The following is a 24,446-nucleotide window of genomic DNA, read 5'->3' as shown; positions in this document are numbered from 1 at the left end:
CATGTTTCATCGTTTATGGACATTAATTCGCAAAGAGCTGCAGTCGCTGTTACGCGAGCCGCAGACGCGGGCGATCCTGATTTTACCGGTGCTGATTCAGGTGATCCTGTTTCCGTTTGCAGCCACGTTAGAAGTGACCAACGCCACTATCGCCATCTATAACGAAGACAACGGCAAGCATTCAGTGGAATTAACACAGCGCTTTGCCCGCGCCAGCGCCTTTACCCATATCCTGCTGCTGAAAAGCCCGCAGGAGATCCAACCGACCATCGACACGCAAAAAGCCCTGTTGCTGGTGCGCTTCCCGGCCGACTTTTCGCGTAATCTGGATACCTTCCAACAAGCACCTATGCAGCTGATCCTTGACGGGCGCAACTCAAACAGCGCGCAGATCGCAGCGAATTATCTGCAACAGATCGTTAAGGAATACCAGCAAGAGTTGATGGACGGCAAAGCGAAGCCGAACAACAGCGAACTGGTGGTGCGTAACTGGTATAACCCGAATCTGGATTACAAATGGTTCGTCGTTCCGTCGCTGATCGCCATGATCACCACCATCGGTGTGATGATCGTCACCTCGCTGTCGGTAGCCCGCGAACGTGAGCAGGGCACGCTGGATCAGCTGCTGGTCTCTCCGCTCACCACCTGGCAAATTTTCATTGGCAAAGCGGTGCCTGCGCTGATCGTGGCTACCTTTCAGGCCACTATCGTGCTGGCTATTGGCATCTGGGCCTATCACATTCCGTTTGCCGGTTCGCTGGGCTTGTTCTACTTCACGATGGTGATTTACGGGTTGTCGTTGGTGGGCTTTGGTCTGCTGATTTCATCGCTGTGTTCAACCCAGCAGCAGGCGTTTATCGGCGTGTTCGTCTTTATGATGCCGGCAATTTTACTGTCAGGATACGTTTCTCCGGTCGAAAACATGCCGGTCTGGCTGCAGAATCTGACGTGGATAAACCCAATTCGTCACTTTACGGACATCACGAAACAGATTTACCTGAAGGATGCGAGCCTGAAGATTGTCTGGGGAAGTTTGTGGCCACTGTTGGTGATAGCGGCCACGACCGGATCAGCGGCGTATGCGATGTTTAGACGCAAAGTGATGTAGTTTTTTGTCTTTCGCCAGCAGCGAAATCACTGCGGGTCCGGCAAGGATCGCCAGTCCCGCTAACGCCAGTAAGACGTTGTTTTGCAGCACGCGGGACAGCAGCCACAGCACGATCATCGCCGCACCGAAATACCACGTGGTAGTCAGCTCTTCCAGTACGTCGGCGACATCACGCCAGCGCTGTTCATGATGACGCTGCAGCGCCAGCATTAATAAAACCGTGACGCCATAAACGACGCATAATCCCAGGCCGACGCGCACCAGCGTGCCGCTCATCCAGCCCATTACCAGCAATGCCACTACCAGTAAATGCAACACAATCTGCCAGCAACTAAGACCTGTTGCGACACGAACACGTTGTTGCCACCTCATGGCTTTTCTCCTGAAGGATCTTTAACTAATTGTTCAGAGTACCGGACTTTACGGAAAATTCCGTAACACCGCATCCTTTTGTGACGCCGACTACACTATTTAAAGGAAAAATGACGCCGACAGGAGAATCATGAGCGGACAAACAGTTCGATTTTCATTCAATGTGCTCACAATTAATACTCACAAAGGTTTTACCGCCTTTAATAAGCGATTTATTTTGCCTGAGCTACGCGATGCCGTCAGAACGGTCGGTGCGGACATTGTGTGCCTGCAGGAAGTGATGGGTGCGCACGAGGTTCACCCTCTGCACGTGGAGAACTGGCCAGATACCACGCACTATGAATTTCTCGCAGATACCATGTGGAGCGACTTCGCCTACGGACGCAATGCCGTGTATCCGCAGGGGCATCACGGTAACGCGGTGCTGTCGCGCTATCCCATTGAACATTATGAGAATCGTGATGTTTCCGTCGGCAGCAGTGAAAAGCGCGGTGTACTTTACTGCCGCATCGTGCCGCCGATGCTCCCTCACCCCATCCATGTGATGTGTGTACATCTTGGTTTGCGTGAAGCCCACCGCCAGGCGCAGTTGACCATGCTGGCGGATTGGGTCAATGCCCTGCCTGAAACGGAACCCGTGGTGGTGGCCGGGGATTTCAACGACTGGTGGCAAAAGGCCAATCATCCTTTGAAAACGCAGGCCGGTCTTGACGAGATTTTTACCCGCGCCCACGGACGCCCGGCGCGTACCTTTCCGGTACGTTTGCCGCTGCTGCGCCTCGACAGGATCTATGTGAAAAACGCCAATGCCAGTATTCCGACGGCGCTGGCGCTACGTCACTGGCGACATTTGTCCGACCACGCCCCCCTGAGCGCGGAGATTCATTTATGAAATATGGCTGGCGTGATGGCAATCAAATTCAGCTGCTGGAAAACGGCGACCAGTACTACCCCGCCGTGTTTAAGGCCATTGAACAGGCGCAGCAAAAAATCATCCTTGAGACTTTTATCTGGTTTGAAGATGCGGTCGGGAAACAATTGCATGCGGCACTGCTCAGTGCGGCACAGCGTGGTGTTAAAGCCGAAGTGTTGCTCGACGGCTACGGGTCACCGGATCTCAGCGAGGAGTTTGTCAGCGAACTCACCACCGCGGGCGTGGTTTTCCGCTATTACGACCCACGCCCGCGGTTGTTCGGCATGCGGACCAACCTTTTTCGCCGCATGCACCGCAAAATTGTGGTGATTGACGACCGTGTCGCTTTTATCGGCGGGATTAACTATTCCGCCGAGCATATGTCCGATTACGGCCCAGAGGCCAAGCAGGACTACGCCGTGCGTATTGAAGGTCCCATCGTGGCAGACATCCTGACCTTCGTGCTGGAAAACCTGCCGGGGCAAAGCGCCGTGCGCCGCTGGTGGCGACGTCATCATCGGGCAATCGAAAATCGCCAGCCCGGCGAGGCGCAGGCGCTGTTTGTCTGGCGCGATAACGAAGAACATCGTGATGATATTGAACGCCATTATTTGAAAATGCTCACCCAGGCCAAACGCGAAGTGATCATTGCCAACGCCTATTTCTTTCCCGGCTATCGCCTGCTGCATGCGCTGCGCAAAGCGGCGCGACGCGGCGTGCGGGTCAAACTGATAGTGCAGGGTGAGCCGGATATGCCGATTGTGAAAGTCGGCGCTCGCCTGCTGTACAACTATCTGGTGAAAGGCGGCGTCCAGGTGTATGAATACCGTCGCAGACCCCTGCACGGCAAAGTCGCGCTAATGGACGATCACTGGGCGACGGTGGGCTCCAGCAACCTCGACCCGCTCAGCCTGTCGCTGAATCTGGAGGCCAACATCATTATCCATGACCGCGCATTTAACCAGGTCCTGCGGGACAATCTGCATCCCATTATTACCGAGGATTGCCAGCAGGTAGATGAATCGATGCTGCCCAGACGCACCTGGTGGAACCTGACCAAGAGCGTGCTGGCGTTCCACTTTTTACGCCACTTTCCGGCGCTGGTCGGCTGGCTACCGGCGCACACGCCGCACCTTACCGAAGTCGCGCCTCCCGCGCAGCCGACTCTGGAAACGCAGGACCGCATTCAGGCTGAAGATGCAGGAGGGAAACCCTGATGGCGAAAGCATCTCCCCGCTGGCGGTTAGCAAAAAAGATCCTCACCTGGCTGTTTTTTATCGCGGTGATCGTACTGCTGGTGGTGTATGCCAGCAAGGTCAACTGGGAAGAGGTCTGGTCGGTTATCCGGGATTACAACCGCCTCGCCCTGCTCAGCGCCATTGGTCTGGTCATCGTCAGCTATCTGCTGTACGGCTGTTATGACCTGCTCGGACGCTATTACTGCGGACACAAGCTGGCAAAACGTCAGGTGATGCTGGTGTCGTTTATCTGCTACGCCTTCAACCTGACGTTAAGCACCTGGGTGGGCGGCATTGGCATGCGCTATCGACTCTATTCCCGCCTCGGATTACCGGGTAGCACGATCACGCGCATTTTCTCACTCAGCATTACCACCAACTGGCTGGGCTATATTCTGCTCGGCGGGTTTATTTTTACCTTCGGCGTCGTTCAACTGCCCGCACACTGGTATATCGACGAGGCCACACTGCGCATTCTGGGTATCGTACTGCTGCTGATTATTGTCATTTATCTGTGGTGTTGCGCCTTCGCTAAACATCGGCATATCACGATTAAAGGGCAAAAACTGGTGCTGCCATCGTGGAAATTCGCGCTGGCGCAGATGGCCATCTCCGGGGCAAACTGGATGGTGATGGGAGCGATTATCTGGCTGTTATTAGGCCAGGATATCCATTATTTCTTCGTGCTGGGCGTGCTACTGGTCAGCAGTATCGCCGGGGTTATCGTACATATTCCGGCGGGTATCGGCGTGCTGGAAGCGGTATTCATGGCACTGCTGGCGGGCGAAAATACCTCGCAAGGCACGATCATCGCCGCCCTGCTCGCGTATCGCGTACTGTATTATTTTATCCCGCTGCTGCTGGCGTTGATGTGTTACTTGCTGCTGGAGAGCCGGGCGAAAAAACTGCGGGCAAAAAACGAGAAGGCAATGGCGAAATAACCGTGAAGGTTATTGCCGGATGCGGCGTAACGCCTTATCCGGCCTACTTTCGACGCAACACGGTAGGCCGGATTAGCGCAGCGCCATCCGGCAGCAGAAATTAACGACGATTGCCGAAAATACGCAGCAGCATCAGGAACAGGTTGATAAAGTCCAGATACAGCGTTAACGCCCCAAGGATCGCGTATTTACGCAGGTTGGAACTGTCGCGCAGATCGATTTGCTCGCCGATGTTTTTCAGCTTCTGCGTGTCATAGGCGGTCAGGCCGACAAACACAATCACCCCAATGTAGGTCACCGCCCACATCAGCGCTTCACTCTTCAGCCAGAAGTTAACCAGCGAGGCCAGCACGATGCCGATCAACGCCATAAACAGCATGTTGCCAAAACCACTGAGATCGCGCTTGGTGGTGTACCCGTACAGGCTCATGATACCGAACATCCCGCCAGTGACCACAAACGTGCTGGCGATAGACGAGTAGGTATAGACGATAAAGATGCTCGACAGCGTCAGCCCGGTTAATGCCGAATAGAGCATAAACAGTGTGGTGGCCATACCGGCGCTGAGCCTTTGCACCATGCCGGAAAGGACAAACACCAGCGCCAGTTGGGCGATGATCAGCCCAAAGAAAGTGATTTTGCTGGAAAAGACAAACGTCATCACCGCCGGCGTGTTCGCCGCATACCAGGCAATAAACGCCGTCAGTAACAACCCGCAGGTCATCCAGCCGTAGACTTGCGCCATATAGGTTTGCAGACCGGAACGGGCCTGCACAATAGAATCGGTTCGTGGGAATCGGTCCATGACAATCTCCAGAATTAGTATGTACCTAAACCAATTGTACTCTACCAGCGTTTTGCTGCTTGCTTATCGCTGTCGCGGGCATCAACCCAACGGTCGCCTTCCGGCGTGGCCTCGCGTTTCCAGAACGGCGCGCGGGTCTTAAGATAATCCATAATAAACTGTCCGGCGTCAAAGGCACTGCTGCGATGCGCGCTGGTCACGCCAACGAAGACTATCTCATCTCCTGGCCACAGCTCACCAATACGGTGGATAACCGTCACGCGGCCCAGCGGCCAGCGTTCACGCGCCTCATCGACGATTTCCGCCAGCGCTTTTTCGGTCATGCCCGGGTAATGTTCCAGCGTCAATGCCTGCACGCTGTCCCCGAGATTGTGATTACGGACTTTACCGGTAAACGTGACCACCGCGCCGTCTTCATCGCGCTCTGCCAGCCAGGGATATTCTTCCCCCACGCTAAATGGCGCAGGCCCAACAACAATTCGCGTTTCAGCCATCTCAGCCTCCGGTTACCGGTGGGAAGAAGGCCACTTCATCACCTGCGTTGAGGGGATGGTCGAAGCTCACCAGCGTTTGGTTGACGGCCGCCAGCAGCTTGCCATCTTCTAAAGCCAGCGCCCAACGATCGCTTTGCGCAGCCAGATGCTGACGCAAGGCTTCCACCGTGGGAAAATCTGCCTCGACCTCTAACGTATCTGCGTTCACCAGTTCTCGCACCTGGGCAAAGAAAAGCACCTTAATCATCTGCATCCACCTTAAAATCACCCGACTTGCCGCCGCTTTTCGCCAGCAGGCGTACCGGACCAATCACCATATCCTTTTGAACCGCTTTGCACATGTCGTAGATGGTCAGCGCCGCCACCGATGCTGCGGTTAACGCTTCCATTTCGACGCCGGTTTTCCCGGTCAGTCGGCACAGCGATTCAATGCGCACACGGCTGTGTTCCGGCTCGGCGCGCAGATTAACTTCAACCTTGCTGAGCATCAGCGGGTGACACAGCGGGATAAGATCCCAGGTACGCTTGGCGGCCTGGATACCGGCAATACGTGCGGTCGCGAAAACATCGCCTTTATGGTGGCTGCCGTCGATAATCATCGCCAGGGTTTCGCTACGCATAGTGACGAAGGCTTCGGCGCGCGCTTCACGTACGGTTTCGGCTTTGGCGGAAACATCCACCATGTGCGCTTCGCCAGCGGCGTTAATATGAGTCAGTTGCGACATACTTATTTCTTCAAATGGGGGTGGAAGTTACACGGACGCGTACGGGCATCGAGCTGCGGCGCAATGATATTTTCCCAGGCAGTGCGACACGCTTTGGTCGACCCCGGCATGGCAAAAATCAGCGTTTTATTGGCCACACCGGCAATCGCGCGTGATTGCAACGTCGCGGTGCCAATCTCTTCAAAGGAGAGCATGCGGAACACTTCGCCAAACCCTTCGACTTCACGGTCGAACAGCGGCAGCAGCGCTTCTGGTGCCTGGTCGCCTTCGGTCAAACCGGTACCGCCGGTAATCAGCACCACTTGCACATCGTCACTGGCAATCCAGGCGGAAACCTGGGCGCGGATGGCATAGCGGTTCTCTTTAACAATCGCCTTGTCTACAATCTGATGACCCGCCTCCAGCGCACTGTCGCGCAGATAATGGCCGGAGGTATCGTCCTCTTCGCCACGACGGCTGGAAACAGTAAGAATAGCAATGCGTGTCGGGATAAATTCAGCGCTTACCTGACTCATGAAAAACTCCTTTTAGCGATCAGCCGCCAATGTAAGATAAGTTTTGCGTAATACCGGTATTGTTCTGATGCAGGAAGTGGGTCTGCTTTTTCTCCAGCAACGCGCTTGAGATACGTTCTTCCAGCGCAGACTGCTGAGCGTCATCTTCCAGCAAATCACGCAGGCTGACCCCGCCTTCACCGAATAAGCACAGATGCAGTTTGCCGACAGAAGAGACGCGCAGACGGTTGCAGGTGGCGCAGAAGTCTTTCTCATACGGCATGATCAGACCGATTTCACCCGCATAATCGGGATGACAAAAAACCTGCGCCGGACCGTCGCTGCGCTGGCGTAGCTGATGGATCCAGCCGCGACGCAGCAGTTCATCGCGCAGTACCTGGCCGGAGATATGGTGTTTACGGAAGAGAGAACTGCCTTCGCCGGTTTCCATCAGCTCAATAAAGCGTAATTGAATCGGACGTGGCTGGATCCAGGCGAGAAAGGTGTCCAGTTGATGGTGGTTTACATCGCGCATCAGCACGGTGTTCACTTTGACTTTCTCAAAACCGGCATCAAAGGCGGCATCAATGCCCGCCATCACCTGTTGAAATTTATCCTGCCCGGTAATGGCATGAAACTGACGGGCGTCAAGGCTGTCGACGCTGACGTTCAGCGCCGTGAGCCCCGCCTCACGCCAGGTGGCGGCATCCCGTGCCAGACGATAACCGTTGGTGGTCACCGCTATCTGGCGGATGGCGTCATTTTCTCGCACGGCGGCGATGATGTCGGTAAAGTCACGACGCAATGACGGCTCGCCCCCGGTCAGACGCACTTTTTCCGTTCCCAGATTGGCGAACGCACGCGTGACGCGGCGAATTTCATCAACGGTCAAAAAACCGTTATTGGTGACCCCACCGGGCTTGTAGCCATCCGGCAGGCAGTAGGTGCAACGAAAGTTACACACATCGGTAATCGACAAACGTAAGTAGTAAAACTTACGTGCGAAAGCATCGGTAAGTTGAGAGCCCATGTACACCTTTCCAAATACGGGAGGCGGAGTCATTTCTTCCTGCGCCCTGGTGACAATCTGATGTAAGCCTTGTCACGGCCAAAGCACCGTATCATTTGACCCAGGTGCAGAGGCTAGAGTGTTTATACTCGTCATACGTCGAGTACATGTTGGTTATGCCGATACTAGCGTGTAAATAACAGTTTTGCCATGTACACTTTCGCTATATAATCCTATACATAGCGACATGATCGTGCAATTTCGCTACAGAATAAGCAAAAATCACAGTTTTGCATTGATATACATCATCTTGCTATCAGGTGGATGTCGTCAAAAAGGGGTATACCCGTCATACTTCACGTTGCATGTGCGTTGGCTGCGCTCGTTCTCCCCAGTCACTTACTTCAGTAAGCTTCTGGGGATTCATTCCCTTGCCGCGTGATTCGCCCTTCGGCCTCACCCCTTCGGGGCCAGCGCAAGCGCTGTTCAAAACGGTTAACCGTTTTGTCCTGCAACTCGAATTATTTAGGGTACAGATCGCCTAAATTTATTTTCACACAACACCGCCAGATAATTGCTGAAAACCCGTAATTTACGCTACTGTAACGGCGATCAATTAATATCAGGAATAACTATGCGCACTCGCACGTTGGCGGATCTGGATCGCGTTGTCGCTCTCGGCGGAGGGCATGGATTGGGACGCGTCCTCTCTTCACTTTCTCCTTTAGGTTCACGCCTGACGGGCATTGTCACCACCACCGATAACGGCGGCTCTACCGGTCGAATTCGCCGCTCCGAGGGAGGTATTGCCTGGGGAGATATGCGTAACTGTCTGAACCAGTTAATTACCCAGCCCAGCGTCGCATCCGCGATGTTTGAGTATCGTTTTGGCGGTAATGGCGAACTTTCCGGGCATAACCTCGGAAATCTGATGTTAAAGGCATTAGATCACCTCAGCGTACGGCCTCTGGAAGCAATCAATTTAATTCGCAGCCTGTTGAAAGTTGACGCGCATTTAATTCCGATGTCCGAGCTGCCGGTCGATTTAATGGCTATCGACGATCAGGGACATGAGATTTATGGCGAGGTGAATATCGATCAGCTCACTATCCCACCTCAGGAACTGATGCTGTCGCCAAAGGTGCCGACCACGCGCGAAGCGGTAGAGGCTATCGCTGAAGCCGATTTGATTCTGATTGGGCCGGGCAGTTTTTACACCAGCCTGATGCCTATCCTGCTGCTCGACGAACTGGCGCAGGCCTTACGTCGCACACCGGCTCCGATGGTCTACATCGGCAATCTGGGGCGTGAATTAAGCCTCCCTGCCGCCAGTCTGACGCTTAACGATAAGCTGACTATCATCGAACAATATGTCGGGAAAAAAGTGATTGATGCGGTGGTTGTCGGGCCAAAAGTCGATGCTTCAGCCGTGAGTGACCGCATCGTGATTCAGGACGTGCTGGAAGCCAGCGATATTCCGTATCGCCACGACCGTCAGCTGTTGCACGACGCGCTGGAAAAAGCGGTGCAAGCGTTAGGCTAGGTGGAATTGCCTGATGGCGCTACGCTTATCAGGCCTACCGAAGCGTTCTGTTCCGCCATCCGGCACCAAACACTGCCTGATGTGCTGCGCTTATCAGGCCTACCAACGCGCTCTATCCCGTAGGCCGGATAAGGGATTTATCCCGCATCCGGCACCCACTTACGATGCCGCGATAAACAGCTCGCGCAGCTGGTGCAGCTGATCGCGGATTTGAGCAGCTTCTTCAAACTCCAGGTTCTGCGCGTGCTTCATCATCTGCCCTTCCAGTTCATGGATTTTCTGCTGCAGCGCCTTCGGCGTCATATCCAATTCAACCACCTCGGACTTCGCGCCGGAACGCGACTTGCCTCGGCCCTTGGCTTTGGTCTTGGCAATATTTTGCCCCAGCGCCAGAATGTCGACCACCTTCTTGTTCAGCCCCTGCGGCGTAATACCATGCTCTTCGTTGTACTGATGCTGCTTCTCACGACGCCGTTCGGTTTCGCCGATCGCCTTTGCCATTGAGGCCGTAATTTTATCGCCGTAGAGGATCGCTTTACCGTTGATGTTACGTGCCGCACGCCCGATAGTCTGGATCAGCGATCGCTCAGAACGCAGGAACCCTTCTTTGTCGGCGTCCAGAATCGCCACCAGAGAGACCTCAGGCATGTCCAGACCTTCTCGTAACAGGTTGATACCCACCAGCACGTCAAACTCGCCCAGACGCAGGTCACGAATGATTTCCATACGCTCCACGGTGTCGATGTCCGAGTGCAGATAACGCACCCGCTCGCCGTGCTCTTCGAGGTATTCCGTGAGGTCTTCCGCCATCCGCTTGGTTAGCGTCGTCACCAGTACACGTTCGTTGATCGCCGCGCGGATACGAATTTCAGACAGCAGGTCATCGACCTGTGTTGCCACCGGGCGCACTTCAATCACTGGATCCAGCAGGCCGGTCGGTCGTACTACCTGATCAACGACGTCATCGCCGGATTTCTCCAGCTCATAGTTGCCCGGCGTGGCGGAAACATAGATGGTTTGCGGGGCCAGCGCCTCAAACTCTTCAAACTTCAACGGGCGGTTATCCAGTGCTGACGGCAGACGAAAACCGTACTCGACCAGCGTCTCTTTTCGCGCCCGGTCGCCGCGATACATACCGCCGATTTGCGGAATAGTCACGTGGGATTCATCGACCACCAGCAGGCCATCGGCTGGCAGGTAGTCAAACAGCGTCGGCGGCGGCTCGCCAGGCCCGCGCCCGGAGAGATAGCGGGAATAGTTTTCAATGCCCGAACAGTAGCCCAGTTCGTTCATCATCTCCAGATCGAACTGCGTACGCTGGCTTAAGCGCTGTTCTTCCAACAACTTGTTGTTCGCTAGCAGGTTTTTACGCCGCTCGGCAAGCTCGACCTTAATGTCTTCCATCGCCTGCACAATGCGTTCGCGTGGCGTAACGTAGTGCGTTTTAGGGTAGACGGTAAAGCGTGGAATGCTAGATTCAACCTGCCCGGTCAGCGGGTCAAACAGTGACAAACGCTCCACTTCTTCATCAAACAGCTCCACGCGCAACGCAATGTCGTCAGATTCTGCCGGGAAGATGTCTATCACTTCACCGCGCACACGGAACGTCCCGCGCTGAAATGCCTGATCGTTGCGGGTATATTGCAGCTCCGCCAGCCGCCGCAAAATGGCGCGCTGGTCGATGATCATGCCGACCGTCAGGTGCAGCATCATTTTCAAATACAGGTCCGGGTCGCCCAGACCATAGATCGCGGAAACCGAGGCCACCACAATGACATCCCGACGCTCCAGCAGCGCCTTGGTCGCCGACAGTCGCATTTGCTCGATGTGTTCGTTGACCGACGCATCTTTCTCGATGAATGTATCAGAACTCGGTACGTACGCTTCCGGCTGGTAATAGTCGTAGTAGGAGACAAAATACTCTACCGCGTTATCCGGGAAGAATTCTTTCATCTCGCCATAAAGCTGGGCCGCCAGCGTCTTGTTGGGTGCCAGCACCATGGTTGGCCGCTGGAGGTCCGCAATGACGTTGGCGATGGTGAACGTTTTCCCCGAACCCGTTACGCCCAGCAGCGTCTGATGCGCCAGACCATCCTCCAGCCCTTCTTCCAGGCGACGAATCGCCTCAGGCTGATCGCCAGAGGGTTTAAAAGCGGAATTCAGTTTGAACGGTTTACTCATGAGCAGCTACCTGAAGCAATGGGCGGGCAGGTGTCTAATTTTACTCGCAGCAGTAGATTTTGCCAGTAAAATATACTGGATGGAAAAACAGTAACACACCACAATATTTCTGTTACGCCCCCTTAACCCCCATCACTGCGGGCTAAAATTTCACCGCAGGCAAGATAAAACACCAGCAAAAATGTGTTATCCCCAGACCTATGACTTTTTTAACATTTGTCAAGCCAGGAGATGAAAGTTTTATGGCAACAGATGACACTTCCGCGACAGCCATTGCTTTTATCTAACAATCTGTATTTGAATAACTATTTTCTCAAGCCGTCTTTCGCAGCAATTTAGTCGCAGGCCGCGTCTTCTCTCGCTTACATAGTGTTTTCTAACTCTAATGCACAAGGTTATCCACAGGAATAGTGGATAACTGTCTCCAGCCCGTGCTGACTGCCGCCTGGCAGAAACGTATCGATGTCCTTTTTTGGTCGAATAAAAAAAAATTATCGCTAAATTTTGATATTTATCAGCTAACGAAGCGGGCTGGAGCAGTCGAGATCCTGCTCGCATTTTCATCATTTTTTTGCCTGCCCAGGGCGTTAACACGGGCAGGCCACAGCAGCCTATCCGCACCAGAATGGCGCCTAAGGCAGCGTGCTCAGATCGATATAGCGTCCGGTTTCTGCCCGCTCCGGCGTCGCTGACAGCCACGGGATCTCGCCCAGCAGCGGTGCCGCAAGTGTGCGCCTCAGCGTCGCCATGTATTCAGCGTGACGCTTCCCTGGCGGGGTTACGTCATTGGCAACCCAGCCGACCAGCGTCAGCCCGGCCTGGCGTATCGCCTGCGCGGTCAGGAGGGCATGATTGATACAGCCGAGCTTCACGCCCACCACCAGAATCACCGGCAATTGTTCCGTTTGCACCCAGTCGGCAAAGCTCAGCGTAGGCGAAAGCGGGGTCAACCATCCCCCTGCCCCTTCGACCAGCACCCAGTCGGCCTGTTTCTCCAGGGCGCGTAAACCGGCAGACATCACCGGGGCCTGAATCGGTCGCCCTTCATCGGCGCTGATAATATGCGGTGACGTGGGTTCGGCGAAGGTATACGGATTGATGGCCGCATAGTCCACTGCCAACGAACTGTTCCGCTGCAACGCCAGGGCATCGCTGTTACGCAGGCCGTCTGCCGTCATTTCACTGCCCGAGGCGACCGGCTTGTAGCCCAGGGTCCGGTAGCCCAACTGTCCTGCCGCCTGTAACAATGCACAGCTGGCGATGGTTTTACCAACCTCGGTGTCCGTCCCGGTGACAAAATACGTTTTAGTCACGTTGAATCACTCCCAAAAAAAGATGGTACGTCAGCGGGTATTTCCCCTGTTTCTGGGGCCAGGCTAACTGTAACTGTTGCAGCTGTGAGCGGGTCAGCACGCGCTGTTCGCGACCTTCATGCAAATGCGTCGCGCCAATGCCTTTGAGCGAACGCATGGCGCTCAGCGCATCGTCAAACCACAGCGTGACGGCCTGCATCTGATACTCAACCTCCCAGCCGTGCAGCGCGTTTTCCAGCTGTTCGACGGGTAAAAAACGGTTGGCATGCGCCCGGTTATCCACCGCCTGCCACGCCTGACGCAGTTCCGGCATCGAGCCATGCGCCAGGGTGCTGAAGGCCACCGTCCCGCCGGGGCGCACGACCCGGTAGAGTTCGCCTAATGCGTGGCGTAAATCGCCGCACCATTGCACGGCCAGATTGCTCCAGGCCAGGTCAAACGTCGCGGTATCTTGCGGAATGGCCTCAATATCGGCCAGCAGATAATGGTGCGCCGCATCGTGCCGCTGGGCTTGCGCTAGCATAGGCGCAGACAAATCCAGGGCGCTGACCTCGCTCCCCTGCTCTCGCCAGTAGCGACTCATACGACCTGGCCCGCAGCCGGCATCCAGCACGCGGGCATACTGCCGCCCCGCCAGCCGCGCCAGTAACGCATCGGCGCTTTGACGCTGTAATTCAGCGTGTTGTTCGTAGTGGGAGGCAGCGCGTCCGAACGCGGCGGCAATGGCCTGCTTATCAACCTGCGTCATGCAGCACCTCCAGCAAGCGGTCGATATCCTGAGCTTCATGCGCCTGAGTCAGCGTCAGTCGCAGTCTGGCAGTACCAACCGGCACGGTAGGTGGCCGGATTGCCGTCACCCAGCAACCCCGATCGCGTAACGTCTGCGCCAGCTGCAACGCTTTTTGGTTATCGCCGACGATCAGTGGCTGAATGGCGCTGTCTGACTGTGCCAGCAGCAAATCAGGGTTCGTCATACCGGCACGAAAACGCTGGATAAGCATCGCCAGCTTTTCCCGGCGCTCGTCGCCTTCAGGGCTGCGGATCACCGCCAGCGCGGCGCGCAACGCCTGAGCCTGCGCCGGGGGCATACTGGTGCTGTAAATCAGATGGCGAGCAAACTGCAGCAGATAATCGGCCACGCTGTCAGAGCAGAGAATGGCCGCCCCGCTGACGCCAAAGCCTTTGCCGAAGGTCACCATCAGCAGCTCGGGCTTGACCTGCTGCTGCCAGCACGAGCCGCGTCCTTCCTCACCGGTGACGCCAATACCGTGGGCATCATCCACCAGCAGCCACGCCTCCTGGCGCTGCGCCTCGGCGTGGATTTGCGCCAGCGGCGCGCTGTCGCCGTCCATGCTGAATACACCTTCGGTGACCACCAGCTGTTGCCCCGGACAGGGAGCCGCCAGCAGACGAGCTAAATGCTGAGTGTCGTTATGGGTAAAGCGGCGCAGCATGGCCGGGCTCAGACTGGCGGCCTCCAGCAGCGAAGCGTGGCTGAGTCGGTCTGCAACAATGCGATCCTGTTTACCCATCAGCGCGGCAATCACCGCCTGATTGGCGGCAAACCCGGAGGTAAACAGCAGCGCGCGTGAATAACCCAGCCATTGTGCCAGTTCGTCTTCCAGCGCCTGATGCGCTATGGAATAACCGCTGACATGCCCTGATCCGCCGCTGCCGACGCCAAATCGGTCGGCCCCTTGCTGCCACGCACAGACGATCTGCGGATGGTGGCTTAGCCCAAGGTAATCGTTACTGGAAAAATTCAGATATTGACGACCATCTGCCTGCAACCAACGCCCGGCGCCCTGCGTCACCGCATGACGACGGCGCAGAGCATCGGCAGAACGACGCGCCGCCAGCGCATCGTCAATTTTTTGCTGCCAGGTCATACAGTTGCCGCGTTGTAGTAATCGTCAGTGTCTGGAGTGCGCAGGGCCTGTTCCAGACGCTGCTGTTGTTCGTTATCGCCCGCCAGCACCGCCGTTTGCTGGGGATTCAGGCCCAGCTTGCGGAACAGCAGCAGGTCTTTATCTTCGTTCGGGTTCGGCGTGGTCAGCAGTTTACAGCCGTAGAAAATCGAGTTAGCCCCGGCCATAAAGCACATGGCCTGGGTCTGTTCGTTCATTTGTTCGCGTCCTGCAGACAGACGGACATACGAGGTCGGCATCATGATGCGCGCCACGGCGATGGTGCGGATAAAATCAAACGCATCCACATCGTCATTATCCGCCAGCGGCGTGCCCTTCACCTTCACCAGCATATTGATGGGGACGCTTTCCGGCGGAGTGGGCAGGTTTGCCAGCTGCAGCAGCAACCCGGCGCGGTCAGTGACCGTTTCGCCTAAGCCGACAATGCCGCCAGAGCAGACTTTAATCCCGGCTTCACGCACTTTATCCAGCGTATCCAGGCGTTCCTGATATGAACGGGTAGTGATGATATTGCCGTAAAACTCCGGCGAGGTGTCGAGGTTGTGGTTGTAGTAGTCGAGACCCGCGCTGGCCAGACGCTGCGCCTGCGTTTCGTCCAGCGTACCCAGCGTCATACAGGCTTCCAGCCCCAGTTCTTTCACGCCCTGCACCATTTGTTCCAGGTAAGGCATATCGCGCTCGTGTGGATTCTTCCACGCAGCGCCCATGCAGAAACGCGTTGAACCGGCTTGTTTGGCCTTACGCGCAGAGTCCAGTACCTGCTCAACTTCCATTAAACGCTCGGTTTCCAGACCGGTTTTATAGCGGGAACTTTGTGGGCAATATTTGCAGTCTTCCGGACAAGCGCCGGTTTTTATCGACAACAACGTACTGACCTGTACCTGCTGCGGGTCAAAGTGCTGACGGTGGATCTGTTGCGCTTCAAACAGCAGATCCAGCAGTGGTTTTTCAAATAATTCGGTAACTTGCGACATTGTCCAGCGAGAAGAATGAGCCATATTGGTGTTCGTTTCATTTTGAGTTTCGTGTAGACTCGTAAACCTAAATCTTTTTAATTTGGTTTACAAGTCGATTATGACAACGGACGATCTTGCCTTTGACCAACGCCATATCTGGCACCCTTACACCTCGATGACCTCCCCGCTGCCGGTGTATCCGGTAGCGCGCGCTGAAGGTTGTGAACTGATTTTAGCCAGCGGCGAGAGACTGATTGACGGGATGTCGTCCTGGTGGGCGGCGATCCACGGTTACAATCACCCGCAGCTGAACGCCGCGATGAAAACGCAAATCGACGCCATGTCACACGTGATGTTTGGCGGTATTACCCATGCCCCGGCCATTGCACTGTGCCGCCAGCTGGTTGCCATGACGCCAGAACCACTGGAATGCGTTTTCCTCGCGGACTCAGGCTCCGTTGCCGTGGAAGTAGCGATGAAAATGGCGCTGCAGTACTGGCAGGCAAAAGGCGAATCTCGCCAGCGTTTCCTGACGTTCCGTAACGGGTATCACGGTGACACCTTCGGGGCGATGTCGGTCTGCGATCCTGACAACTCAATGCACAGTCTGTGGAAAGGGTATCTGCCGGAAAACCTGTTCGCCCCAGCCCCGCAAAGCCGGATGGGCGGCGAGTGGGATGAGCTGGATATGGTGCCCTTTGCCCGTCTGATGGCGGCCCATCGCCACGAGATTGCGGCAGTGATCCTGGAGCCTGTCGTTCAGGGTGCTGGCGGCATGCGCATGTACCATCCCGAGTGGTTAAAGCGCATCCGTAAGATGTGCGATCGCGAAGGTATTCTGCTGATTGCCGACGAAATCGCCACCGGCTTTGGCCGCACCGGTAAGCTATTTGCCTGTGAACACGCCGACATTACACCGGATATTTTATGTCTCGGCAAAGCGTTAACCGGCGGGACAATGACCCTTTCTGCCACCCTGACCACTCGCCAGGTGGCGGAAACCATCAGTAACGGCGAAGCGGGCTGCTTTATGCACGGTCCGACGTTTATGGGCAATCCGCTGGCCTGTGCCGTCGCCTCCGCCAGTTTGTCTCTGCTGGAGTCGGGCGAGTGGCGCTCACAGGTGGCTGCAATCGAAGCGCAACTGCGCCGCGAACTGGCACCAGCGGCGGATTCGGCGTATGTCGCCGACGTGCGCGTTCTCGGTGCCATCGGCGTGATAGAAACCACCCACCCGGTGAAGATGGCGGCGTTGCAGAAGTTCTTTGTCGATCAGGGCGTATGGGTCAGACCGTTTGGCAAGCTTATCTACCTGATGCCACCGTATATTATCCAGCCCGAACAACTGCGTCGTCTGACCCAGGCGGTGAACGACGCCGTGCGCAATGCAACATTTTTTAGCGATTAATCGGCGGTAAACTGTGCGTTTTCTGGCTACACTTTTTGGCTAACGAGAGGAGTCGGCATGAAACTTATCAGTAACGATCTGCGCGACGGGGACAAACTCCCGCATCGCCACGTTTTAAACGGCATGGGGTATGACGGGGACAATATTTCCCCACATCTGGCGTGGGACGATGTACCCGCCGGGACCAAAAGTTTTGTCGTGACCTGTTACGATCCTGATGCACCAACCGGCTCCGGCTGGTGGCACTGGGTGGTGGTTAACCTGCCTGCAGATACCCGGGTTCTGCCGCAAGGGTACGGCTCCGGATTGGTTGCGTTGCCGGAAGGCGTGCTGCAAACGCGCACGGACTTCGGTAAAGCTGGCTACGGCGGCGCGGCACCGCCAAAAGGGGAAACGCATCGCTATATCTTTACGGTTCACGCGCTGGATGTGGAGCGTCTTGATGTCGATGAAGGCGCCAGCGGCGCGATGGTCGGATTTAACGTCCATTTCCATTCGCTCGCCAGCGCGTCAATTACCGCGATGTTCAGTTAAGCGTAGTGCCGGATGTCGGTTTCGCCTCATCCGGCCTACCAGGCAGACCGTAGGCCTGATAAGACGCATCAGCGTCGCCATCAGGCAATTTGCTACAGAAATTCAGGCAACAATTTCAACAGCGTTCCTTGCGCTAACAGCTCGGTCGCACACTCGATATCCGGAGCGAAAAAACGGTCCTGGGTATAATGTGAAACCTGTTCGCGCAAGGCCTGACGCGCCTGTTCCAACAGCGGGCTTGAGGTCAGTCCTTCACGTAAATCGATCCCCTGACAGGCCGCCAGCCACTCCACGGCTATCACACCGCGCGTATTTGCCGCCATCTCCCACAGTCGGCGACCAGCCGCAGGTGCCATGGAAACATGATCTTCCTGGTTGGCCGACGTGGGCAGGCTGTCTACGCTGTGCGGGTGTGCCAGCGCTTTGTTTTCACTGGCCAGCGCGGCGGCAGTGACCTGCGCAATCATAAAGCCAGAGTTAACCCCACCATTTTTGACCAGGAATGGCGGCAACTGCGACATGTGTTTATCCATCATCAGCGCAATACGCCGCTCTGATAGCGCACCAATTTCCGCGATCGCCAGCGCCAGATTATCCGCCGCCATCGCCACCGGCTCGGCATGGAAGTTACCGCCGGAAATCACATCCCCTTCTTCGGCAAACACCAGCGGGTTGTCCGACACAGCGTTGGCTTCAACTAACAGTACGTCCATCACCTGGCGCATTTGCGTCAGGCACGCGCCCATCACCTGCGGCTGACAGCGCAGGGAATACGGATCCTGCACTTTTTCACAGTTATGATGGGATTGCGACAGCGCACTGGCGTCGGTCAGCACATGACGATACAACATAGCGGCGTCAATCTGCCCGCGCTGTCCGCGCGCGGCATGAATGCGAGGGTCAAACGGACGACGTGAGCCCAGCACCGCTTCGGTCGTCAGCGCGCCGCACACCGTCGCTGAAGCAAACAGCTCCTGGGCTTCAATCAACCCACGCAGAGCAAAGGCGGTGGACGCCTGAGTCCCGTTCAGCAGCGCCAGCCCCTCTTTTGCCTCCAGCGTAATCGGCTCCAGTCCGGCTTTTTTCAATGCCTGCGTCGCCGGGAGCCATTCCCCCTGCCAGCGTGCTTTCCCCTCACCTAGCAAAGTCAGCGACATGTGCGCCAGCGGGGCCAGATCGCCCGATGCGCCGACAGAACCTTTCGCTGGGATCAGCGGGTAAACTTCGGCGTTCACCAGCGCAATTAACGCTTCAATCACGCTCAGGCGAATACCGGAGAAACCGCGCGCCAGGCTGTTGATTTTCAGCACCATGATCAGACGCACCATGGCATCATCCAGCGCGTTGCCAACGCCAGCAGCATGTGAAAGCACTAGTGAGCGCTGAAGATTTTGCAGATCTTCCGTGGCGATACGGGTCTGGGCCAGCAGGCCAAATCCCGTATTGATGCCGTAGGCCGTTCGCCCTTCGGCAACAATATTATTCACGCAGGCCACGCTGGCGTTGATGGCATCAACCGCGCTGGGGTCCAGACTCAGTTGTACCGGCTGCTGCCAGATCTCCCGTAGCTGCGTAAAACTCAGATGACCTGGTGTTAACGTAAGCTTAGTCATTTCAGTCTTTCCCCTGCGTCCCGGCAATCATCGGTAAATTCAATCCTTGTTCAACGGCACATTCCACCGCGATGTCATACCCGGCGTCTGCGTGACGCATGACGCCCGTGGCCGGATCGTTATGCAGAACCCGAGCAATACGCGCGGCGGCTTCATCGGTGCCGTCACACACAATCACCATCCCCGCATGTTGCGAGAAGCCCATGCCGACCCCGCCGCCGTGGTGCAGCGACACCCAGGTTGCCCCGCTGGCGGTATTGAGCAGCGCGTTCAGCAGCGGCCAGTCGGACACGGCGTCAGAACCGTCGCGCATGGCTTCGGTTTCACGGTTTGGGCTGGCAACAGAGCCAGAGTCCAGATGGTCACGTCCAATGACGATTGGCGCGGAGACTTCACCGCTGCGCACCATTTCGTTAAACGCCAGCCCCAGTTTTTGCCGCCACTCCAGACCCACCCAGCAGATACGGGCTGGCAAGCCCTGGAAGTTAATCCGCTCACGTGCCATATCCAGCCAGTGGTGCAGGTGTTTATCGTCGGCAACAATTTCTTTTACTTTGGCATCGGTCTTATAAATATCCTGCGGATCGCCGGAAAGCGCCACCCAGCGGAAGGGACCAATGCCGCGACAGAACAGTGGACGAATATAGGCGGGTACAAAGCCAGGGAAATCAAAGGCATTTTCCACGCCCATCTCTTTGGCCATCTGGCGAATGTTATTACCGTAATCAAACGTCGGCACACCCATTTTGCTAAAGTCCAGCATTGCCTGTACGTGTGTGGCCATGGAACGTTTCGCCGCCTGCACCGTACCCTGCGGATCGGATACCGCTTTTGCCTGGTACTCTTCCCAGCTCCAGTCGGACGGCAGATAACCGTGTAGCGGGTCATGAGCGCTGGTCTGATCGGTGACCATATCCGGACGCACACCACGCTTCACCAGTTCCGGAACAACGTCGGCCGCGTTCGCGCACAGCGCAATAGAAACGGCTTTACCCTCACGGGTGTATTTGTCGATACGCGCCAGCGCGTCATCCAACGTTGTGGCCTGCTCATCCACATAGCGGGTACGCAAACGGAAATCGATACGGCTTTGCTGACATTCAATGTTCAGCGAACACGCCCCCGCCAGCGTCGCGGCTAACGGCTGCGCCCCGCCCATACCGCCAAGACCAGCGGTCAGTACCCAGCGTCCACTCAGGCTACCCTGATAATGTTGACGTCCGGCTTCAACGAAGGTTTCATACGTCCCCTGCACAATGCCCTGACTGCCGATGTAAATCCAGCTCCCGGCGGTCATCTGGCCGTACATCGCCAGCCCTTTCGCATCCAGTTCGTTGAAGTGTTCCCAGGTCGCCCAGTGCGGGACCAGGTTGGAGTTGGCAATCAGCACGCGCGGCGCATTGTCGTGGGTTCTGAAGACGCCGACTGGTTTACCCGACTGGACCAGCAGCGTTTCATCGGCCTCCAGTTTGGTCAGCGCCTTGACGATGGCGTCATAGCATTCCCAGTCACGCGCGGCGCGACCGATCCCGCCGTACACCACCAGCTCATGGGGATTTTCCGCCACATCAGGATCGAGATTGTTCATTAACATGCGCAGCGGCGCTTCGGTCAGCCAGCTTTTGGCCGTTAAGGTGGTGCCGCGTGGGGCACGAATATCCTGCTGACGATACTTGCTGTGAGACATGACGGAAACTCCTCAGACTGAATGTAGGCCGGATCAGGCGTATACGCCGCCATCCGGCACAGCGCCTGATGGCGACGCTAACGCGTCTAATCAGGCCTACGATGAACGGTCACATTGGTTAAAAGTATATACTTGTCTATACAATCAAACGCAAGATTATAGTTAACAAGTAATCTACATTTTCGTCATACTGCGGCAGCAATCACGATTTTCAGGACATGAAGCGCCCTTGCAGACGATAGCGGGAACCCGGAAAAAGCAAACGAGCATGAGAGACAATGGATGACGCGGACCAGGTCTTGCGACGGATCAGCAGGCAGGGATCGTGTTCTTTAATATTCAGCAGCGCGCACTCTTCCGCGCTGGCGCGAACCGCTTCGACAATATGCTCGCCTTCGGTCAACGGGGCGATCAGCGACAGATAGGCGTGCGGCGTGGTCTGACTGTAATCCTGTGTCAGGTACTCCGGCACAATCTCCGCATTGACGCAGCGATCTTCAATTTGTACAGGTAGGGAGTTTTCAAAGTGCACCATAATCGAGTGATAAATAAAGGTACCTTCTTTAACGTTCAGCGCCGTGGCCTGCTGCGCGTTCGCGCGTGTGCTTTCCAGCTTCAGCACCTCACACCGATGCTGATGCTGGCGGGCGATAATTTCATCGGCAATGCTGCGAATTTCAAACAACGCGGACTGACCTTTCGGCTCGGCGACAAACGTACCGACGCCCTGCAAACGCACCAGCAGCCCCTCGTCAGTAAGCTCACGCAGCGCCCGATTAATAGTCATACGGCTAAAACCATACTGCGCGACCAACTCCGCTTCCGACGGGATGCGATCGTGAGGTTGCCAGATACCGCTGGCAATCTTTTCACTGATCTCCTGTTTTACCTTTTCGTAAAAAGGTGCCGGGGCAGAACGGGAGTGGGATGGGAGCATGCGTTAGCCTTCCTTACGCTGAAAAATGAGAGTGGAAAAATGGCGGCGTAACGCTATTCGACACGTCAGTGCCACCAGTGTGCGATTTGCCAGCCAAGACGCGCCGCAACGCGCGCCGCGTTGCCATCATCGTCAAAACGGGGATTAAATTCAACCATGTCTACCGCCTGCAGCTTACCGCAGCGGCACAGGGGCTCAATCAGCCTCAGCAGCGTCGACAACGGCACGCCCAGCGCGGCGGGTGCGGACACAGCGGGCATTTCCCAGACCGGTAGAACGTCGAGGTCGATGGTCAGATAGATGACGTCTACGCTGGAAATAAACTGCGCCATCTGTGCCTGCGCGTTTTGACAGTGCAGATCCTCCACCACTGTAACCCCAAGCCGCTGCGCTTCATCCCACAGCGCCTGGGTGTTAGCCGCCCGGTTAACACCAAAGCAGGCGTAATGAAATTCACGCTGCTGCACGTCGCAAAGCTGCGCCAACTGGCGAAACGGCGTACCGGAGGTGGCCCGATCGGCATGGCGTAAGTCGAGGTGGGCATCGAGATTGACGATGCCCACGGTTAAGCGTGGGAACGCATCCAGCACACCTGCACCGTGGGCAAAGGCGGTTTCGTGCCCGCCCCCCAGCACGAAAGTGCGCATCTCAGCCTGCTGACAACGCTGTACCGCATGGCGTAACGCCTGCTGCGCCCCTTCGAGATCGGGGGCTTGCGCCACAATGTTGCCCAGATCCACCAGCCGGTCATGGCCTTGGTGGCTGGCTAAATTCGCCAGCGCTTTACGCAGTGCATCAGGCGCGCCAGCCGCCCCCGTGCGTCCCTGATTACGCTTTACGCCTTCATCGCAGGCGAATCCCAGCAGCGCTATCTGTTCACGATAGTTTTCCGGGCTAAACGCTGCACTGAGCGTGATGGTCTGAAACAGGCGCAGCGCGTTGGGTGACTCAGCGCGATCATCGCGACCTTGCCAAAGCGCGGGAGATGCGGGATGCCAGTGACTCATGATGGTTGTCCTCGGAATACGCGTTGATACAGCGGGTTGCGGCCAGGTTCATACAGGATCTCAACCGGAAGGTGGGCGTCCCATACCACAAAGTCCGCCACGAACCCGGCCTTCAATTGCCCATGGGTCGCCTGACGACCAAGGGCTTGCGCCGCATGACGCGTGACGCCCGCCCACGCTTCTTCCGGCGTTAAGCCAAACTGCACGCAGGCCATGTTCATCGCCCAGTGCAAACTGATAAACGGACTGGTACCAGGGTTGAAATCCGTCGCCACCGCCATTGGCACGTTATATTGACGTAGCCACTCCACCGGCGGGCGCTGTTTCTCTTTAAGAAAATAAAAGGCCCCGGGTAGCAGGACCCCTACCGTGCCGCTGTGGCTCATCGCCGCCACGCCCGCTTCATCAAGATATTCAATATGATCGGCCGATAATCCGTGATAGCGACTCACCAACTGCGCGCCACCGAGCAACGACAGCTGTTCAACGTGGCCCTTAACCGGAATGCCCAACGCCTGAGCGGCCTGAAATACCCGTTCACTTTGCGCCAGGCTAAACCCAACGCTTTCACAAAACAGGTCGGCAGTCTCAAACAGTCCCTGTTCCCACAGCTGCGGCAAAATGGTCTCGCACACCAGCGTAATATAGCCGTCAGGATCGTCACGGTATTCTGCCGGTGTCGCGTGCGCGGCCAGCAGCGTGGGGCTGATTTCAAGGGTATTTTCCGCCGCCAGCGCAGAGACCACGCGCAAAATTTTCTCTTCTGTCGCCAAATCCAGACCATAGCCTGATTTCACTTCCAGCAACGTGACGCCTTCTTTTATCAGCCGTTCCATGCGCGCGCGCGCCACGGCAAGGAGCTGATCGTCAGATGCGCGGCGGGTCGCCGACACGGTGGCGTTTATGCCCCCACCCTGGGCGCTGATTTGCTGGTAAGACACACCATTCAGCCGCTGCTCCCACTCGCCTGCACGATTTCCGCCAAAAACCAGATGCGTGTGGCAATCAATCAAACCTGGCGTAACCAGCCGACCCTGCATATCAAAGGTATTGTCATGTGTACGGTATAACGAGGATTCAGGCACGATGGCGCGAATCTTGCCCTGTCGAATAATCAGCGCGTGACCGTCCACCAGCCCATACGGGGTATTACGTTCAGGATCCATGGTCGCCAGGCGGACGTTACGCCAGATGGCATCATCAGGGAAAAATTGCTGCATTCCACTCACCACTTGTCATA

The 24,446-nt window shown here is 56.2% G+C and carries 24 protein-coding genes and 1 riboswitch; of the genes, 7 read left to right on the top strand and 17 right to left on the bottom strand.

Translation table 11 applies throughout. The annotated features are described in order from the left end of the window. Position 1: 1 nt before the first annotated feature. Positions 2–1,108, top strand: coding sequence for an ABC transporter permease (locus tag FCH32_RS06490; RefSeq protein WP_096757769.1), 1,107 nt, complete (start codon positions 2–4; stop codon positions 1,106–1,108). Here the strand turns inward: FCH32_RS06490 and FCH32_RS06485 are convergent. Continuing rightward, positions 1,070–1,480 (bottom strand): YbhQ family protein, encoded by a 411-nt coding sequence (locus FCH32_RS06485; RefSeq protein ID WP_115258999.1) that lies wholly within the window; start codon positions 1,478–1,480, stop codon positions 1,070–1,072. The two genes, FCH32_RS06490 and FCH32_RS06485, sit on opposite strands and share 39 nt — an antisense overlap. Positions 1,481–1,610: 130 nt before the next feature. Here FCH32_RS06485 and FCH32_RS06480 point away from each other — a divergent pair, with 130 nt between their 5' ends. Genes FCH32_RS06480 through FCH32_RS06470 form a run of 3 tightly spaced genes read left to right on the top strand, consistent with a single transcriptional unit; the run spans position 1,611 to position 4,572 of the window. After that, positions 1,611–2,372 (top strand): endonuclease/exonuclease/phosphatase family protein, encoded by a 762-nt coding sequence (locus FCH32_RS06480; RefSeq protein ID WP_174360663.1) that lies wholly within the window; start codon positions 1,611–1,613, stop codon positions 2,370–2,372. After that, the gene (clsB, locus tag FCH32_RS06475; protein ID WP_117341668.1) at positions 2,369–3,610 is read left to right on the top strand and encodes a cardiolipin synthase ClsB; all 1,242 of its coding nucleotides are present in this window, start codon (positions 2,369–2,371) and stop codon (positions 3,608–3,610) included. Before FCH32_RS06480 ends, clsB begins: the two co-directional genes overlap by 4 nt. Next, entirely contained in the window at positions 3,610–4,572 is a 963-nt protein-coding gene (locus tag FCH32_RS06470) for a lysylphosphatidylglycerol synthase domain-containing protein (RefSeq protein ID WP_096757773.1), read from the top strand. The genes clsB and FCH32_RS06470 overlap by 1 nt, the downstream gene beginning before the upstream one ends. Before the next feature lie 100 nt (positions 4,573–4,672). Here FCH32_RS06470 and FCH32_RS06465 read toward each other — a convergent pair whose 3' ends face one another. From FCH32_RS06465 to moaA, 6 genes are all read right to left on the bottom strand, one after another. Further along, positions 4,673–5,377, bottom strand: a complete 705-nt coding sequence (locus FCH32_RS06465; protein WP_096757774.1) for a Bax inhibitor-1/YccA family protein — start codon at positions 5,375–5,377, stop codon at positions 4,673–4,675. A gap of 41 nt (positions 5,378–5,418) precedes the next feature. Continuing rightward, entirely contained in the window at positions 5,419–5,871 is a 453-nt protein-coding gene (gene moaE / locus FCH32_RS06460; protein WP_115259002.1) for a molybdopterin synthase catalytic subunit MoaE, read from the bottom strand. A 1-nt stretch (position 5,872) separates the two neighbouring features. Further along, the gene (gene moaD, locus FCH32_RS06455; protein ID WP_174360662.1) at positions 5,873–6,118 is read right to left on the bottom strand and encodes a molybdopterin synthase sulfur carrier subunit; all 246 of its coding nucleotides are present in this window, start codon (positions 6,116–6,118) and stop codon (positions 5,873–5,875) included. After that, positions 6,111–6,596 carry a cyclic pyranopterin monophosphate synthase MoaC gene (gene moaC, locus FCH32_RS06450; protein WP_135912359.1) on the bottom strand — a complete coding sequence of 162 codons (486 nt, stop codon included), beginning with the start codon at positions 6,594–6,596 and terminating at the stop codon, positions 6,111–6,113. The genes moaD and moaC overlap by 8 nt, the downstream gene beginning before the upstream one ends. 2 nt (positions 6,597–6,598) lie before the next feature. After that, positions 6,599–7,111 carry a molybdenum cofactor biosynthesis protein B gene (moaB, locus tag FCH32_RS06445; protein WP_096757778.1) on the bottom strand — a complete coding sequence of 171 codons (513 nt, stop codon included), beginning with the start codon at positions 7,109–7,111 and terminating at the stop codon, positions 6,599–6,601. 19 nt (positions 7,112–7,130) lie between these two features. Then, complete coding sequence (moaA, locus tag FCH32_RS06440; RefSeq protein ID WP_096757779.1) at positions 7,131–8,120, bottom strand: GTP 3',8-cyclase MoaA; 990 nt, start codon at positions 8,118–8,120, stop codon at positions 7,131–7,133. After that, positions 8,108–8,253, bottom strand: a riboswitch (molybdenum cofactor riboswitch). It overlaps the preceding gene by 13 nt. Positions 8,254–8,733: 480 nt before the next feature. Here moaA and yvcK point away from each other — a divergent pair. Beyond that, on the top strand, positions 8,734–9,642 hold the full coding sequence (yvcK, locus tag FCH32_RS06435) for a uridine diphosphate-N-acetylglucosamine-binding protein YvcK (RefSeq protein ID WP_115259004.1): 909 nt from the start codon (positions 8,734–8,736) through the stop codon (positions 9,640–9,642). Positions 9,643–9,801: 159 nt separating this feature from the next. Here yvcK and uvrB read toward each other — a convergent pair whose 3' ends face one another. From uvrB to bioB, 5 genes are all read right to left on the bottom strand, one after another. Continuing rightward, positions 9,802–11,823 carry an excinuclease ABC subunit UvrB gene (uvrB, locus tag FCH32_RS06430; RefSeq protein WP_115259005.1) on the bottom strand — a complete coding sequence of 674 codons (2,022 nt, stop codon included), beginning with the start codon at positions 11,821–11,823 and terminating at the stop codon, positions 9,802–9,804. Between the two features lie 632 nt (positions 11,824–12,455). After that, positions 12,456–13,136 carry a dethiobiotin synthase gene (gene bioD / locus FCH32_RS06425; protein ID WP_174360661.1) on the bottom strand — a complete coding sequence of 227 codons (681 nt, stop codon included), beginning with the start codon at positions 13,134–13,136 and terminating at the stop codon, positions 12,456–12,458. Further along, complete coding sequence (bioC, locus tag FCH32_RS06420) at positions 13,129–13,884, bottom strand: malonyl-ACP O-methyltransferase BioC (RefSeq protein ID WP_137362334.1); 756 nt, start codon at positions 13,882–13,884, stop codon at positions 13,129–13,131. Before bioC ends, bioD begins: the two co-directional genes overlap by 8 nt. Next, the gene (gene bioF / locus FCH32_RS06415; RefSeq protein ID WP_174360660.1) at positions 13,871–15,025 is read right to left on the bottom strand and encodes an 8-amino-7-oxononanoate synthase; all 1,155 of its coding nucleotides are present in this window, start codon (positions 15,023–15,025) and stop codon (positions 13,871–13,873) included. Before bioF ends, bioC begins: the two co-directional genes overlap by 14 nt. Then, positions 15,022–16,062, bottom strand: coding sequence for a biotin synthase BioB (gene bioB / locus FCH32_RS06410; protein ID WP_096757785.1), 1,041 nt, complete (start codon positions 16,060–16,062; stop codon positions 15,022–15,024). Before bioB ends, bioF begins: the two co-directional genes overlap by 4 nt. 76 nt (positions 16,063–16,138) lie before the next feature. Between bioB and bioA the strand changes: the two genes are divergently transcribed. Then, positions 16,139–17,428 carry an adenosylmethionine--8-amino-7-oxononanoate transaminase gene (bioA, locus tag FCH32_RS06405; RefSeq protein ID WP_153880144.1) on the top strand — a complete coding sequence of 430 codons (1,290 nt, stop codon included), beginning with the start codon at positions 16,139–16,141 and terminating at the stop codon, positions 17,426–17,428. A gap of 57 nt (positions 17,429–17,485) precedes the next feature. Next, on the top strand, positions 17,486–17,962 hold the full coding sequence (locus tag FCH32_RS06400) for a kinase inhibitor (protein ID WP_115259010.1): 477 nt from the start codon (positions 17,486–17,488) through the stop codon (positions 17,960–17,962). Positions 17,963–18,054: 92 nt separating this feature from the next. Here FCH32_RS06400 and hutH read toward each other — a convergent pair whose 3' ends face one another. The 5 genes from hutH to hutI all read right to left on the bottom strand — a co-directional run bounded on the left by hutH (position 18,055) and on the right by hutI (position 24,426). After that, entirely contained in the window at positions 18,055–19,575 is a 1,521-nt protein-coding gene (gene hutH / locus FCH32_RS06395; RefSeq protein WP_096757788.1) for a histidine ammonia-lyase, read from the bottom strand. Between the two features lies 1 nt (position 19,576). After that, the gene (hutU, locus tag FCH32_RS06390) at positions 19,577–21,262 is read right to left on the bottom strand and encodes a urocanate hydratase (protein WP_174360659.1); all 1,686 of its coding nucleotides are present in this window, start codon (positions 21,260–21,262) and stop codon (positions 19,577–19,579) included. Between the two features lie 211 nt (positions 21,263–21,473). Further along, on the bottom strand, positions 21,474–22,199 hold the full coding sequence (locus FCH32_RS06385) for a histidine utilization repressor (protein WP_096757790.1): 726 nt from the start codon (positions 22,197–22,199) through the stop codon (positions 21,474–21,476). 65 nt (positions 22,200–22,264) lie between these two features. Further along, complete coding sequence (gene hutG / locus FCH32_RS06380) at positions 22,265–23,206, bottom strand: formimidoylglutamase (protein ID WP_115259012.1); 942 nt, start codon at positions 23,204–23,206, stop codon at positions 22,265–22,267. Beyond that, on the bottom strand, positions 23,203–24,426 hold the full coding sequence (gene hutI / locus FCH32_RS06375) for an imidazolonepropionase (protein WP_146717141.1): 1,224 nt from the start codon (positions 24,424–24,426) through the stop codon (positions 23,203–23,205). Before hutI ends, hutG begins: the two co-directional genes overlap by 4 nt. Positions 24,427–24,446: the final 20 nt, after the last annotated feature.

Origin of the sequence: Citrobacter gillenii (genome assembly GCF_013337685.1) — a bacterium.
GTDB classification, from domain to species: Bacteria; Pseudomonadota; Gammaproteobacteria; order Enterobacterales; family Enterobacteriaceae; genus Citrobacter; species Citrobacter gillenii.
This window is presented reverse-complemented; position numbering and strand designations above follow the sequence as displayed.